Origin of the sequence: Flavobacterium sp. UBA7663, from assembly GCF_002483315.1 — a bacterium.
Lineage (GTDB): Bacteria > Bacteroidota > Bacteroidia > Flavobacteriales > Flavobacteriaceae > Flavobacterium.
Genome location: NZ_DLHR01000019.1, coordinates 375669 through 392017 on the forward strand (window position 1 = coordinate 375669; position 16349 = coordinate 392017).

Below are 16349 nucleotides of genomic sequence, written 5' to 3' on the forward strand. Positions count from 1 at the left end.
GGGTTGCTTATTAGGCAACCCTTTGAATTTTAATATTAAAGAGCAATAAACTCATAAGTGTATTCTCTTGGATTTGACAAGTCTAGTATTACTTTGTAGTTTCCTGCTGCTCCAGAAAAAGTTAAATCTCCACCTTCAACTAAGAAACCATCCGCATTTACTGTTCCTAAATCGAAACCATTACTCCAAGCGTTATTTCCTCTAAATTTGAATGCTCCAGGCACTAGTGCAATACTAGCGATTTCCAATTTTTTAGTTGCAGGATTATATGTGAAATCTGTATCAGAATCCCATCCATTTGGAGTAGCTGCTCCAATTATTCCCCAACTAACAGCAGTAGTTGTATAAGTTAGTGCTTCAGTGTTAGCTCTTACTCTGTAAAATCCTGCGACAGCAGTACAGTTTGATTCATTTGCTTCTGCTAAAATCCCCGAGAAATCTCCATTGTCTCCCCAATCCGTGTTTCCCCAAGCAAAATTTCCTGAGCCATTAGGTCCTAAGAACTTAAATTCACCATCAAGCCACATATATCCTTCGTAATCAGTAAGTCCAAATCCAGAAGCAGCAATTCTAGGGGCTGATTCAAAATTGTTTGCATCAGACCATCCTTGGTGATTTCCTGGTACGGCTAATTTAGGTAAATCTGTAGAATAAGAAGTAACAAGATAAACAATTGTATTTGAATAAGATTCATTTGTGCCAGTTCCAATTGTTGCTTTAATTCTAATATCTATTCCTTCTTGTGAAAAAGGAGTTAATCCAACAGCTAGGGCAGCTCCGTTAAGTTCTTCAGAGTTTATTGTCACAAATGTATTTGTAGTAGAAGTTACAACATAAGGACTGTCAAATTCGTCTCCAGTTTTGTCAATTTCAATTGTGTATGTAATTTCTGTTGGTGTTCCAAAATCTGCTTCACTCCAAGTTAATGAAAGCCCTGGATTAGTTGTAGTTTCTGGATTTAGTTCGACAGCATCACCAGAATTTGGAGATAAAATTTCAAATTCAGCTTCTGGTGTAAGGAAGGATAAATCTTGTTCATCCTCACACGAAATTAATGCTAAAGATAAAGCTGATACAGCAAGTAAACTTTTAAATATATTTTTCATATTATTTTAATTTTTTATTAGTACCCCGGGTTTTGTGTTAAATTAGGATTTGATGCCAAAGTAGCAGGATGTAATGGAAATATTTTCATGTGTTGTGGTAAAGCAATGCCATTAATTCCATTTCCTTTCCATGCCCAATTGTAGGTTCCTCCAGTAAACTTATTAAATCTGATAAGGTCTTGTCTTCTGTGACCTTCCCAATGCAATTCTCTAGATCTTTCATCTAATATAAAATCTAAAGTTAAGTTAGATTGAGAAATGTTTGCAATTGATGAACCATTATTAGCTCTTTCTCTAAGTAGATTAATATAAGTTGTGGCTTGTGATAATGATGCGTTTGAAGCACCTCTTACAGCACATTCGGCATACATCAAATGTACATCTGCAAATCTAAATAATGGAAAATCAGTATCAGCAAATGTTGAGTTTGAACCAGCAATTCCTGTTGAAGTTCTATTTGAATATTTAAATAAAACATATCCTTGATCTCTATCAGTTACATCAGATATTTCAATATTTCTTGAGCCAGATATTATGTTGTTTCGTTGGTCGTTACTAAATTCTGAACCATTAAATTTTTGAACGAACTGCTTTCTTAATCGTAAAGCACCTCCCCAGCCTTGGATTCCCATATCGTCTCCGTTCTGTTCTAGAGAACCAACTTGGCCATTAATCATAACGGTTGTAGGGCCATAGTTTTGAGTTCTAACACCATCAGATTGAATAGCAAAAATTAATTCTGGAGAAATATGATTATCTGCAGTAAAGTTGTTTTTATAATTTGGATTTAAAACATACCCAGCATTTATAAGTTCTGTACATTGTGTAGCACATTCGTTATATTTTGCAGTTCCAATATACACCTCAGCATTTAAATAGATTTTTGCTAATAACATTCTGGCAAAACCTTGATCTAATCTACCATACTGGTTTGTTCTAGGCGCTTTTAGCGTTGGTAGAATAGCTAACAATTCACTTTCAATAAAGTTAAATAATTGTTGTCTATTATACTCAGGTCCCGCAACACCTACTGCATCATTTTCTGAGTTAAAAGTGGCTTTGCCAAAGAAATCCATCAAGTGATAGTAAGCTAATGCACGTAGTGCTCTAGCTTCCTGTCTGTAAATTTGAATTTCAGCTTGTTCTGTAGCACTTATTCCTCTTGAGTTTAATTTATCAGTAGTTGATTGTCTTAAAAACTCATTTGCTAATGCTACTTGTAACATGCCGCGACTATACATTCCTCTAAAGAATGGATTTGATGCATCCCAAATGTTTCTTTGTAATTCACGAACACCTATGTCGTTTCCGCCTTCGTATGACCAGATTACTTCATCAGTTGTTATGTTGTTTAAATACCAAACAACACGACCATACTGGCTAAATCCAGCATCTATTCCTCCCAAGTTTGATGAAGTTGCTCCATTTGTACTTGTTAGAGATAAATTTGCGTAAACACCAGCTATAGCACTAGAATAAGCGCCGGGTTGCGAGTAAAACGCTTCCTCATCTAGTCTCAGAGGATCGTTTGGGTCAACTTCTAAATCGTCGGTACATGAATTAAAACTTACCGAGATTAGTAAAAGTGTTAAGATTTGACTTAATTTTTTCATATTCACAATTTTTTAAAATTTGACATTAGCTCCAAATAAAATTTGTCTTTGTCTTGGATATATAGTTTGGTCATTACCACCTGTAAATTCAGGGTCTAATCCAGAATATTTAGTTATAATAAATGGATTTTGAACACCAGTAAATAATCTCAAAGAAGCTTTTCCTTCTAACCATTTTGGGAATGTATAGCCGAATGTTGCATAGTCCATTCTTAAGAAAGATCCATTCTCAACAAATAAATCAGACAAAATTTGTCCTACTCCAGGAGTGTTAAAATTATAGTCTAAAACAGATGATGGTAAGTTTTGTAATTCACCATTCAAAATTTGATTGTAATAAGAGGAGCGAGATTTTACGACATTCAATATTCTATTTCCAAAACTTGCTCTCAAATTAAATCCTAAATCAAAATTTTTATAATTAAAACTTGTTGAAAAGCCTAAAACTAAATCTGGATCAATGTTTTTGTAGATATATCTATCGCTATTATTAACAAGTCCGTCTCCATTTAAGTCGGCAAAAGCGCCTTCAATAGGTGATCCATAGTTGTTGTATAATTGTTTGAAAACATAAAATGAATTTGGTGTAAAACCTTCTTGCATAATCTGAGATTCAGTTCCAATTCCTATGTTTCCTACAAAGATAGGCACGCCACCAGCAATTTCGTCAATTCTTCTTTCAAATTTTGAAGCATTAAAATTAACATTCCAGTTTAAGTTTTCTTGTTTTAAAACATCATAATTAATGTTTAATTCGAAACCTTTAACACTCATGCTTCCGATATTTTGAGGACCTTCATTTGTAAAGTTACTTCCGTCTGCAAAAGGAGCAACCTGGAACAGGTCATCAGAAACTTTATAAAAGAAATCTAAACTTCCATTTAAACGGTTATCTTTTATACCAAAATCAACACCCGCATTGTAAGTTGTTGTTTCTTCCCATTTAAGATTTGGATTGAAACCTCCTGGTTGTGCAACATTAAAATAGTTACTATCAAAAGCATATTGTGAGTTTTGATCACCTAAATAATATTGTGGTAAGTAAAATAATCCAGCTCCAATATCTTGTTGTCCAGTTACACCCCATCCAGCTCTTAATTTTAATTCGCTGATTATCTTGTTTTCTTTAAAGAAGTCTTCTTTTAATTTCCAAGCTAAAGAAGCAGCAGGAAAATTGCCCCATCTATTTGAGTCTGAAAATCGTGACGTTCCATCTCTACGATAGCTTAATGTTAATAAATATTTGTCTTTATAAGTGAAGTTAGTCCTTCCAAAGAAACCTACATATACAATATCATCATTCACAGTAGATTGCGGAATGTCATCTGCGTTATTTTGATTTCTTGTGGTGTAGCCATATCCTTCAAAAATTTGATAAGAATATCCACCAGTAACATCAAAAGTTAAATCGTTGAAAGTTTTATTGTAAACTAAATAGGAGTCTATTAATTTATTTGTGCTAACGCCATCTGAGTAACTATTGTTTCCGATTAGAGCATTTTGTCTTATAGGAGAAGTTCTAGCTGTTATAGGAGTAAAGTTTCTGCTGTTTCCAGCATCTCTATCATAACCTAGATTGGTAACCCATCTTAGTTCAGGCAGAAAGTGAAATTTGTAATCTACTTCAAAATTACCAAAAAGTTTGTAATTTTCACTTCTGTTGTTTGTTTGTAATAGTTGAGCAACTGGGTTGGCAACTGCAATTGGAGCAAAATCATTAATTGTAGGACCGTCTCTGAATTCAAAGAATCCATCGAAAGGCGAAGTCGGATCATAAACAGGCTGCGTTGGATCCATTGCTATAGCTCCACCTTCAACACCTGGAGCGTTTCTTCTATTAGTATTTGTATAGTTTAAAGACATTCTAGTCTTTAAGTGATTACCGAAAAAACTAGGACTTAAATTTAAAGAGACATTATTTCTATTCATGTAATCAGTTAATCTTATTCCTTCTTGATAAGTGTTTGCTATAGTTAATCTAGTTGGAATAAGACCTAAGAAATTACCTTTTATACTAAGATTATTGTCTATATAATCTGTACGTCTGTAAATTTCTTCTTGCCAATCTGTATTAGCATTCCCCATTTTGTCTCTAACGCCTTGGTTAAAGGCAGAGTTTGGAACACTTGGGCCAACAGGATATAAATTGTTTACTACTTGTCTGAATTGATCTGCTGAAAGCACATCAATTTTGTTAACTTTTTTGCCAGTTCCATATTGAACGTTGTAATCAACTTGTAATTCTTTAGACCCTTTTTTTGTGGTAATGATAATTACACCATTAGAAGCTCTCGTTCCATAAATTGCTGTTGCCGATGCATCTTTTAAAATTGTAAAACTTTCAACATCGCTAGGGTTTAAAGTAGCTAAAACCCTTGAGTCCATTGGTAACCCGTCTAAAACTACTAATGGGTCATTATTCGCTAAAAGTGAAGAGCCTCCTCGAATTCTGATAGTTGGAACTGATCCTGGAGAACCTCCATTTGAATTAATTGTAACTCCAGCGACTTTTCCTGTCAGTAAATTATCAACGGTTACATTAGCGCCTTTGTTAAAATCGCTAGAAGTTATTGAAGTTACAGAACCAGTAGCATCTTTCTTTTTAACTGTTCCGTATCCAATAACAACAACATCCTTCAATTCTTTTTGATCTTCTTGTAAAGTGATAGTTATCGTGTTTTGATTTTCATATGTTATGGTTTCATCTTTAAAGCCTATATATGAGAATACAATTCGATCTCCTTTTTTGATGTTCGTTAAAGTGAAATTCCCATCAAAGTCGGTAGTAACTCCGTTTGTTGTGCCTGCTACTAATACATTTACTCCTGGTAAGGTTTGTTTTGAAGAGCCGTCTAAAACAACCCCTTTTAGGGTGTTTTGAGCCAACAAGCCTAAGGGTAACATCAGTAGCAAAAGCAATAACTTTTTTTGCAATGTTTTCATACAAATTGTTTAGGTTAAATTGTTTTTTATTTACTTGTAAATTCACTTCTAATGTTAAATTTATGTAAAAATTGCAGATAAAAAAACGGAGATTTGTGAAAAGCCTTGCGAAAACGTTTTCGTGTTGAAAACTTTATCAATAAGTGCCAATTTTTAACATAATATTGCAATACCAAAAAAAATAAGTTACATTTATTAAAAAATTATAATCGACTAAATTGTCATGAGAAGAAAAGTTACTTTAAAGCAAATTGCAAAAGAATTAGATGTGTCGATCTCAACAGTTTCAAAATCGCTTCGTGATAGTTCCGAAATTAGCGAGGACACTCGCTTGAAAGTTCAGGCCTTTGCAAAGCTTTATAATTATAAGCCTAATAACATTGCGTTAAGTTTAAAAAATAAGAAAACTAAGACAATAGGTATTATTATTCCAGAAATAGTACATCACTTTTTTGCAACGGTAATTAGTGGTATTGAGCAAGTGGCAAATGAATGCGGTTATAATGTTATTGTTTGTTTATCAGACGAATCTTTTGATAAAGAAGTTATTAATATGGAAATGTTAGCCAACGGTAGTACCGATGGTTTTATTATGTCGTTATCAAAAGAAACCCAACAAAAGAGAGACTTTCACCATCTTCAAGAAGTAATTAATCAAGGAATGCCTGTGGTGCTATTTGATAGAATTTCCAATGACATTATGTGCGATAAAGTGATCATTGACGACCAATTAGCGGCTTATGAGGCGACTAATTTCTTAATTTCAAAAGGATTAAAAAAGATTGCCTTACTTACTACTGTTGATTATGTAAGTGTCGGAAAACTTAGAACAGATGGTTATTTAAACGTATTGTATGATCACGGAATCGAAGTAGATGAAAGCTTAATAATTCGAATTGAAGATACTGAGCATTGTGATGAGAAAATCAATGAATTATTAGAAAATCAATCTATTGATGCTATTTTGGCGGTTAATGAGTTGTTTGCTGTTACAGCAATAAAATTAGCTATGTCTAAAGGGATTAAAATTCCTGAAGATTTATCAGTAGTAGCTTTTACAGATGGAATTATCTCTAAATATTCCACTCCAACTATTACTACTATTAGTCAAAATGGGATTAAAATGGGAAGAAAGGCAGCTGAAATGCTTATAAATAGATTGGAATTAGAAGATGAAGACGATGAGCATTATAGAACTGAAATTATAGAAACGAATCTAATAATTCGAGAATCTACGAAATCGTGATAGTTAGGTTTAATAAATTGAAAATCAATCGATTAAAAATTTATTTTACTCAATTCGATTAAAAAATATTTGACTAAAAGGGATTATTTATTAAAATAACCTTTTATATTTGTGATATCAAAACTTGTAACTTCACTTCTAAAAACATAAGTTTTGATAAGCATACATAACGCTTATCGATTTATTAATCAATAAATTACGATAATGGAAAAGCGTAAATTAGGTTTCTGGGAAATTTGGAACATGAGTTTCGGTTTTTTAGGAATCCAAATGGGTTTTGCCCTACAAAATGCTAACGCAAGTAGAATTCTTCAACTTTTTGGTGCCGATGTGCATGAATTATCATGGTTTTGGATAATTGCTCCTTTAATGGGATTAATTGTTCAACCCATAATAGGACATTATAGTGATAACACTTGGTCTAAATTTGGAAGAAGAAAACCCTATTTCTTAGTAGGAGCAATCCTAGCATCCGTTGGTTTAATTTTAATGCCACAAGCTGAAATTTTCATTGCCTTCATGCCTGCTCTTTGGGTAGGTGCCGGAATGTTAATGATTATGGATGCCTCTTTTAACATTGCTATGGAACCGTTCCGTGCTTTGGTAGGAGATAATTTAAGAGCAGACCAACATACCTTAGGTTTCAGTGTTCAAACCGCATTAATTGGAATAGGGGCTGTGGTAGGATCATGGTTGCCTTATGTTTTAACCAATTGGTTTGGAATTAGTAATCAACCTTCAGAAACTTCTGCTGTTCCATTAAACTTAATTTATTCTTTTATTATTGGAGCTCTAATTTTAGTCGCTTCCATTTTAGTTACCATTTTCACAACTAAAGAATATTCTCCCGAAGAATTAGAACAATTTAGAGACGAAAAAGAACACAAAGAAGCTATTGGTGAAACCAAAGAAGCCAAACTTTCTGATGTTTTTTCAGATTTTACTAAAATGCCTGAAACCATGCGTCAACTAAGTTGGGTACAATTCTTTTCTTGGTTTGGATTGTTTGGTATGTGGGTTTTTACTACTCCAGCTATTGCCCAGCACATTTATGGGTTGTCAGTGAATGACACCAAAACTCCAGAATATCAATCCGCTGGAGATTGGGTAGGAATTATTTTCGGAGTTTATAATGCAGTTTCAGCCGTTGTTGCTTTTGCATTGCCTTACATTGCAAAACAAATTGGACGAAGAAAAACACATGCACTTTCTTTAGTTTTAGGAGGAATCGGATTAATATCCATGTATTTTATGCCAAACAAAGAAGCTTTAATCTTTTCAATGGTTTTAGTCGGATTTGCTTGGGCGAGTATTTTAGCTATGCCTTACGCTATTTTGGCAGGGTCTATTCAGCCTAAAAAAATGGGTGTTTATATGGGAATTTTCAACTTCTTTATTGTAATTCCACAAATTATTAATGCTTTAATCGGTGGACCTTTAGTGAAATACGTTTATAACGATCATGCTATTTATGCTATCATGATGAGTGGTGTAAGTTTCCTATTGGCAGCCCTTTTGGTATTAAAAGTTAAAGATCAAAAAGATATTTAGACAATGAAAAAAGTATTCATATTCGATCTAGACGGCGTAATCGTTGACACGGCTAAATATCATTTTTTAGCTTGGCAAAAGTTGGCCAATCAATTAGGAATCGAATTTACACACGAACATAACGAAGGTTTAAAAGGCGTGAGCCGTGTTCGTTCGTTAGACATTATTTTAGAATTGGGAAATGTACAAGCTTCCCAAGAAGATAAAAACCAATGGTTGGTTCAAAAAAATGAAGAATACCTTTCCTATTTAGTAGACATGGGCGAAAGCGAAATTCTTCCGGGTGTACTAAAAGTATTGGAATATCTGAAAAGTAAAAACCATTTCATTGCTTTGGGTTCGGCAAGTAAAAATGCGCGACCTATTTTAGAAAAAACCAATATCATGCACTTTTTTGATGCTATTGTGGACGGAAATGATGTTTCAAACGCAAAACCAGATCCGGAAGTATTTTTAAGAGCAGCACAATTGGTAGGGGTTTTTAATCAAAATGCTATTGTTTTTGAAGACTCGGTAGCGGGTATTCAAGCGGCAAATATTGCCAACATGATAAGTGTAGGAATTGGTGACGCCACCGTTTTACACGAAGCAAAGTACAATTTTATAGATTTCACCTTTGTGGATGAAGCCTTTTTATCTCAATTAATTGGTTAAGAAATTGACCAATTGACACATTAACAAATTGACATATTACAAAAATGAATCAAGATTATATACAACCCGACAATTGGTCGATTATTGAAGAAGGATTTGATGCAGAGCGAGTTAAATCTTCTGAAAGTTTATTTAGTATCGGAAACGGTGCTATGGGGCAACGCGCTAATTTTGAAGAATACTATTCAGGCAAAACGTTTCAAGGTAGTTACATTGCCGGAATTTATTATCCCGATAAAACAAAAGTAGGTTGGTGGAAAAACGGTTATCCTGAATATTTTGCAAAAGTATTAAATGCACCAAATTGGATTGGAATTGATATTGAAATTAATGGCGTAAATTTAGATTTAGCCAAATGTCAGTCGGTTTCTAATTTCCGTCGTGAATTGAACATGAAAGAAGGAATTTATTACCGTTCTTTTCAAGCAACTTTAGCAAATGGAACCGAAATTGCTGTCAAAGTAAAACGTTTCTTATCGTTAGATTTGGACGAAGTAGGAGTTATCAATTACGAAATCACTGCTTTAAATTCGGATGCAAAAATTGTTTTCAAACCTTATGTGGATGCTGGAGTTCATAACGAAGATGCTAATTGGGAAGAAAAATTTTGGGAACCAATCAGCGTTAAACATTCAGGAAATGAAGCGTTCGTAACGGCTAGAACTTTCAAAACCCATTTCACAGCAACTACTTTCATGCAAAATAGTATTTTGTTAGAAGGTTCCAATTTAAGTATAGCACCCGTAAGTGTTGAAGAAACGAAAGAAAAGATTCAATTTTGTTATCAAGTAGCGGTTACAAAAGGACAAACCACTACCATTCAAAAAATCGGTGGTTATACAGTTTCAATGAACCATGAGAATACGATTATAGGCGCAAAAAACAGTATTGCAACTGCCTTGGAAATAGGTGTAAAGGAATTAACTGAAAACCAAAAACAAGTTTGGGCAAAAATTTGGGAAATGAGCGATATTACCATTGATGGCGATGTAAAAGCGCAACAAGGAATTCGTTTCAATATTTTCCAATTGAATCAAACCTATTTAGGAAAAGATTCGAGATTAAACATTGGTCCAAAAGGGTTTACTGGTGAAAAATACGGTGGTTCCACTTATTGGGACACGGAAGCCTATTGCATCCCTTTTTACATGGCTACCAAAGACCAACAAGTAGCGAGAAATCTTTTAGCGTATCGTTACAACCAATTGGACAAAGCCATCGAAAATGCTGAAAAATTAGGTTTCAAAAATGGAGCTGCTTTGTATCCAATGGTAACCATGAATGGTGAAGAATGCCACAACGAATGGGAAATTACTTTCGAGGAAATTCACAGAAATGGCGCCATCGCTTTTGCTATTTACAATTATTACCGATTCACAGGCGATTATTCTTATATTCCAGAAAAAGGCTTAGAAGTTTTAATTGGAATTGCCCGTTTTTGGCATCAAAGAGCGACCTTTTCAACCTATAGAAATCAATATGTGATTTTAGGAGTAACGGGTCCAAATGAATATGAAAACAACGTAAACAATAACTTCTACACCAATTATATTGCAAAATGGTGTATTGATTATACAGTTGAGCAAATCAACAAAATTGAAAACGAATATCCATCGGATTATACCCGAATCATGAGTAAAGTGAAATTATCACAAGCCGAAATTTCAGAAATGAAAAAAGTGGCGGATACTATGTATTTCCCTTATTCCGAAGAACACGGCGTATATTTACAACAAGATGGATTCCTAGATAAAGAATTAATCACAGTAGCCGATTTAGATAAATCGCAACGCCCAATCAATCAAAAATGGTCTTGGGATAGAATTTTACGTTCGCCTTACATCAAACAAGCTGATACCTTGCAAGGTTTCTATTTCTTCGAAGATCATTTTACCAAAGAACAATTAGAAAAACATTTCGATTTTTACGAACCATTTACAGTACATGAAAGTTCGCTTTCGCCTTGTGTTCATTCGATTCAAGCGGCTGTTTTGGGTAGAATGGAACAAGCGTATACGTTTTATTTAAGAACTTCACGTTTAGATTTAGATGATTATAACAAAGAAGTAGAAGAAGGTTTACACATCACTTCCATGGCGGGAACTTGGATGAGTATCGTGGAAGGCTTTGGTGGAATGCGTGTTAGAAATAACCAATTGCATTTTGAACCAAAAATTCCAGCGCAATGGAAAGGCTATTCATTCAAAGTAAATTTAAGAAATGCTATTGTAAAAGTAGAAGTAAATCAAGAAGGAACAAACGTTTCCATTGAAGGAAATTCGGATGTTGAAGTGTTTGTAAATGGTGAATCGCAATTAATTAAAAATTAAGACATGTATAAATATTTTGTTTCAGTATTCGTGATGTTTTTTTCAATTTTTGGGATGAATGCTCAAGAATTAAAATCGCCAAATGGAAATTTCAAGATGATTTTCGCTTTAGAAAATGATGGTACACCAACGTATCAACTTTTCATGAAAAACAAAGAAATCATCAAAAAAAGTAAGTTAGGTTTAGAACTTCAAAAAGATAAAAAGTCGTTATTGAATGATTTTAAATTGGTAAACGAAGTTCGAAATACCTTTGATGAAACTTGGAAACCTGTTTGGGGCGAAGAAACAGCGATTAGAAATCACTACAACGAATTGGCGATTACATTGAAGCAAAATGAAACCGACAGAAACATCATCATTCGTTTTCGATTATTCAACGATGGTTTAGGTTTCCGTTACGAATTCCCTGAACAAAAAAACCTAACGTATTTTGTAGTAAAAGAAGAACGCACCGAGTTCGCTATGACAGGTGACCACACCGCATTTTGGATTCCAGGTGATTACGATACACAAGAATATGATTTTACCGAAAGTAAATTAACCGAAATTAGAAAATTATTCCGTGGTGCCGTTTCTGAAAATGCTTCACAAAAACAATTTTCTGATACAGGTGTACAAACTTCTTTAATGCTAAAAACCGCTGACGGAATTTACATTAATCTTCACGAAGCAGCATTAATCAATTATTCCTGCATGCACCTGAATTTAGATGATAAAAACTTGGTTTTTCAATCGCATTTAACACCAGATGCCAAAGGAAATAAAGGTTATTTGCAAGCTCCTTGTGTTTCTCCTTGGAGAACTATCATTGCAAGCTCAGATGCAAGAGATGTTTTAGCTTCTAGAATGACATTGAACTTAAATGAACCATGTAAAATTGAAGACACTTCTTGGATCAAACCCGTAAAATACATTGGAGTTTGGTGGGAAATGATTACAGGAAAAAGTGCTTGGGCTTACACTGATGAAGTTCCGTCAGTACAATTAGGAGTGACCGATTTCACAAAAGTAAAACCAAACGGAAAACACGCAGCCAATACAACTCACGTAAAAGAACATATCGATTTTGCCGCAAAACATGGATTTGATGCGGTTTTAGTAGAAGGTTGGAACGAAGGTTGGGAAGATTGGTTTGGCCACGAAAAAGATTATGTATTTGATTTCGTTACACCTTATCCTGATTTTGATGTCAAAGGAATTCACGAATATGCTAAATCAAAAGGCGTAAAAATGATAATGCATCACGAAACTTCTGGTTCAACTAGAAATTATGAACGTCACATGGATAAAGCATATCAATTCATGAAAGACAACGGTTATGATGCCGTGAAAAGTGGTTATGTTGGAAATATTTTACCTTTGGGAGAGCACCATTACAGTCAATCTATCTTAAATCATTATCAATATGCAATTGAAAAGGCGGCTGATTATGAAATTATGGTAAATGCACACGAAGCCGTTCGACCAACGGGAATTTGCAGAACTTATCCTAATTTAATTGGAAACGAATCGGCTCGTGGAACAGAGTTTCAAGCCTTTGGAGGTTCAAAAGCGAATCATACTACTTTGTTACCTTTTACAAGATTAATTGGTGGTCCAATGGATTACACACCAGGAATTTTCGAAATGGACATCTCAAAATTAAATCCAGGCAACAACTCGCATTGCAATACTACAATAGCTAATCAATTAGGTTTGTATGTGGTTATGTATTCTCCACTTCAAATGGCTGCCGATTTACCAGAAAATTACAACCGCTTTTTAGACGCTTTTCAATTTATTAAAGATGTTCCCGTTGATTGGTCAACGTCAAAATATTTGGAAGCAGAGCCAGGATATTACATTACAACCGCCCGAAAAGATAAAAATTCAAACAATTGGTTCGTTGGAAATTCAAACGGATACAATGCAAGAACATCAACGATTACATTAGATTTCTTAGAAAAAGGAAAAAAATACGAAGCCACTATTTACGCCGATGCTGCCGATGCGGATTACAAAACGAATCCACAAGCATACAAAATTTCAAAACAAAAAGTAACCAATAAGACTAAATTGCAATTGAGAACGGCAGCTGGTGGCGGCTACGCTATTAGTATTGTTGAGGTTAAATAATAAAAGCTATGAAAAAAATAATTTTCTCACTAATTACCTTATTCACACTTTCTCTATCGGCACAAATTGACCGAATGGAACCACCGTTTTGGTACGAAGGAATGAATAAATCCGAAGTTCAAATATTGTTCTACGGAAAAAATATCGCTCAGAATTCTGTGCAAATTTCCAATAATGTAGTAATTACGAATGTAACTAAAACCGAAAATCCGAACTATCTTTTCGTTACGATTGACACTAAAAATATAAAAGCGCAAGAACTGCAATTTACGTTTACCAATGGTAAAAAATCATTCAAAAGAAGTTACGAAATCAAAAAAAGAAAACCAAATTCGGCACTTCGTAAAAGTTTTGACGCTTCCGATGTAATGTACTTATTGATGCCAGACCGATTTGCAAACGGAAACTCAAACAACGATTCTTCTTCAGAATTACAAGAAAAAGCTAACAGAAGTTTACCTGGTGGAAGACATGGTGGTGATATTCAAGGCATCATCAACAATTTAGATTATATCAAAGAATTAGGAGCGACGGCAATTTGGAGTACACCAATGTGTGAAGATAACGACAAAGGCTATTCGTATCATACCTACGGACAATCAGATGTGTATCGAATTGACCCAAGATATGGAACCAACGAAGAATACAAAAAGTTAGCCGATGAAATGCATAAACGTGACCTAAAATTAATCAAAGATTATGTAACAAATCATTGGGGAGCAGAACATTGGATGTTTAAAGATATGCCAACATACGATTGGTTTCATCAATTTCCAGGTTACAAACAAAGTAACTATCGCATGACAACGCAATATGATACAAATGCTTCCAAAATAGATGCCAAACTTTGCATGGATGGCTGGTTTGTGCCAAGTATGCCCGATTTGAATCAATCGAATCCTTTGGTGTTGAATTATTTAGTTCAAAATGCTATTTGGTGGATTGAATATGCCGATTTAGATGGTTTCCGTGTCGATACTTATTCGTACAATGATAAAGAAGGAATCGCAAAATGGACAAAAGCAATTACTGATGAATATCCATATTTCAATATTGTAGGTGAAGTTTGGATGCATGATCAAGCTCAAATTTCGTATTGGCAAAAAGATAGTCCAATTGCTAAAATTCAGAGTTACAATTCGTATTGTCCAAGTGTAATGGATTTTACTTTGCACGATGTTTTTGGAAATGTTTTCAACGAAGATAAAGCGGATTGGAGCAACGGAATGATTAAATTTTACGAGAATTTCGTTAATGATTTTTTGTATGCTGACCCAAATAATTTATTGATTTTTCTTGAGAATCACGATACAGGACGTTTTAATCAGATTTATAAAAATGATTTTGCAAAATACCAATTAGGAATGACCATTATGGCAACTATGAGAGGAATTCCACAATTGTACTACGGTTCTGAAATTGGCATGGCTGGAGATAAAGGAAAAGGTGATGCCGATATTCGTCAAGATTTTCCTGGTGGTTGGAAAGACGATACAAACAATGCATTTTCTGCGAGTGGAAGAACCGCTGAACAAGCAAAATATTTCGATTTTTCTAAAAAAGTATTGAATTGGAGAAAAAATAAAGAAGTTATTCATACAGGGAAATTAACGCATTACATTCCTGAAAACAATGTATATGTGTATTTCCGTCACAATGATAAGGAAACGGTTATGGTAGTTATCAATAATGCTCCTGATGCTCAGAACTTGAATCTTACTCGTTTTCAAGAAAACATCAAATCGTTTACTTTAGGAAATGATATCCTTTCAGGAAAAACAATCGATTTGAAAAACGGATTGTCGATTGAAGGTAAAACGTCTATGATTTTAGAATTGAAATAAATGAAACAAGTATTATTCTTTATATTATTCTCTTGTTTTGCTTTTTCTCAAAGTAAGATAAAATCCTATGCTCTTGAAAATTTAGGAAATTTTGAGGGGAATATTGAAAGAGTGGATAGCTTTCCTTCTAAATATATTGTACCACGAACAGTTGATGTTTGGTTGCCAAAGGATTATTCCAAATCAAAAAAATACAATGTTTTGTATATGCATGATGGGCAAATACTATTTGATTCAACTAAAACTTGGAACAAACAAGAATGGAAAGTTGATGAAGTTGCCTCGCAATTAATGAAAGAAAATAAGGTAACTGATTTTATAGTAGTGGCTATTTGGAATATTCCCAACTTACGCCACATGGATTTGTATCCAAAAAAACCTTACGAATCACTTTCAAAAGAGTTAAAAGAGAAAATTCAAATCGAAGCTAAAAAATCACAATTTCCATTTGATGACAGTAAAATCAATTCCGACAACTATTTGAAATTTATTGTAAAAGAACTGAAACCTTACATTGATAAAAAGTATTCGGTTTTTACAACGGCAAATCACACAGCCATTATAGGTTCTAGTATGGGCGGATTAATTTCAATGTATGCTATTTGTGAGTATCCAACTATTTTTGGAAAAGCGGCTTGTTTGTCAACACATTGGATTGGATTTAGAGAATTTAAAAACAACCCCATCCCAGAATCTTTTTTCACCTACATGGAAAAAAAATTACCCGAAGCTAAGAATCACAAAATATATTTTGATTATGGAACGGAAACATTAGATGCTTTTTATTTAAAATACGAACATCGAGTTGATGAAATTTTAAAATCAAAAGAATATACGGATGCTGATTCACGAAATTTAAAGTTCGAAGGTGAAAATCATTCCGAAGCCTCTTGGCAAAAAAGGATTCATATTCCGTTAGAATTTATGTTTGGAAAATAAAACTA

General features: G+C 34.0%; 10 protein-coding genes. 7 read left to right on the plus strand and 3 right to left on the minus strand.

Translation table 11 applies throughout. From position 1 onward, the window contains the following. Window positions 1–35 precede the first annotated feature (35 nt). Genes B2741_RS08985 through B2741_RS08995 form a run of 3 tightly spaced genes read right to left on the minus strand, consistent with a single transcriptional unit; the run spans window position 36 to window position 5662 of the window. Window positions 36–1106, minus strand: coding sequence for a SusE domain-containing protein (locus B2741_RS08985; RefSeq protein WP_291137823.1), 1071 nt, complete (start codon window positions 1104–1106; stop codon window positions 36–38). Window positions 1107–1123: 17 nt separating this feature from the next. After that, window positions 1124–2719 carry a RagB/SusD family nutrient uptake outer membrane protein gene (locus B2741_RS08990; protein WP_291137826.1) on the minus strand — a complete coding sequence of 532 codons (1596 nt, stop codon included), beginning with the start codon at window positions 2717–2719 and terminating at the stop codon, window positions 1124–1126. Window positions 2720–2731: 12 nt separating this feature from the next. Continuing rightward, entirely contained in the window at window positions 2732–5662 is a 2931-nt protein-coding gene (locus tag B2741_RS08995; RefSeq protein ID WP_291137829.1) for a SusC/RagA family TonB-linked outer membrane protein, read from the minus strand. A 223-nt stretch (window positions 5663–5885) separates the two neighbouring features. On the opposite strand from B2741_RS08995, the gene B2741_RS09000 reads away from it, so the two are divergent. The 7 genes from B2741_RS09000 (at window position 5886) to B2741_RS09030 (ending at window position 16344) form a co-directional block, all read left to right on the plus strand. Continuing rightward, window positions 5886–6908, plus strand: a complete 1023-nt coding sequence (locus B2741_RS09000; RefSeq protein WP_291137832.1) for a LacI family DNA-binding transcriptional regulator — start codon at window positions 5886–5888, stop codon at window positions 6906–6908. 204 nt (window positions 6909–7112) lie between these two features. Beyond that, window positions 7113–8459 carry an MFS transporter gene (locus B2741_RS09005; RefSeq protein WP_291137835.1) on the plus strand — a complete coding sequence of 449 codons (1347 nt, stop codon included), beginning with the start codon at window positions 7113–7115 and terminating at the stop codon, window positions 8457–8459. 3 nt (window positions 8460–8462) lie between these two features. Further along, complete coding sequence (pgmB, locus tag B2741_RS09010) at window positions 8463–9113, plus strand: beta-phosphoglucomutase (RefSeq protein WP_291137838.1); 651 nt, start codon at window positions 8463–8465, stop codon at window positions 9111–9113. A gap of 44 nt (window positions 9114–9157) precedes the next feature. Continuing rightward, window positions 9158–11443 (plus strand): glycoside hydrolase family 65 protein, encoded by a 2286-nt coding sequence (locus tag B2741_RS09015; protein ID WP_291137841.1) that lies wholly within the window; start codon window positions 9158–9160, stop codon window positions 11441–11443. A gap of 3 nt (window positions 11444–11446) precedes the next feature. After that, window positions 11447–13561 (plus strand): glycoside hydrolase family 97 protein, encoded by a 2115-nt coding sequence (locus tag B2741_RS09020; RefSeq protein WP_291137844.1) that lies wholly within the window; start codon window positions 11447–11449, stop codon window positions 13559–13561. An 8-nt stretch (window positions 13562–13569) separates the two neighbouring features. Next, window positions 13570–15405 carry a glycoside hydrolase family 13 protein gene (locus B2741_RS09025; RefSeq protein WP_291137847.1) on the plus strand — a complete coding sequence of 612 codons (1836 nt, stop codon included), beginning with the start codon at window positions 13570–13572 and terminating at the stop codon, window positions 15403–15405. Further along, a complete protein-coding gene (locus B2741_RS09030) occupies window positions 15406–16344 on the plus strand; it encodes an alpha/beta hydrolase (RefSeq protein WP_291137850.1) in 939 nt (312 codons plus the stop codon). Window positions 16345–16349 lie beyond the last annotated feature (5 nt).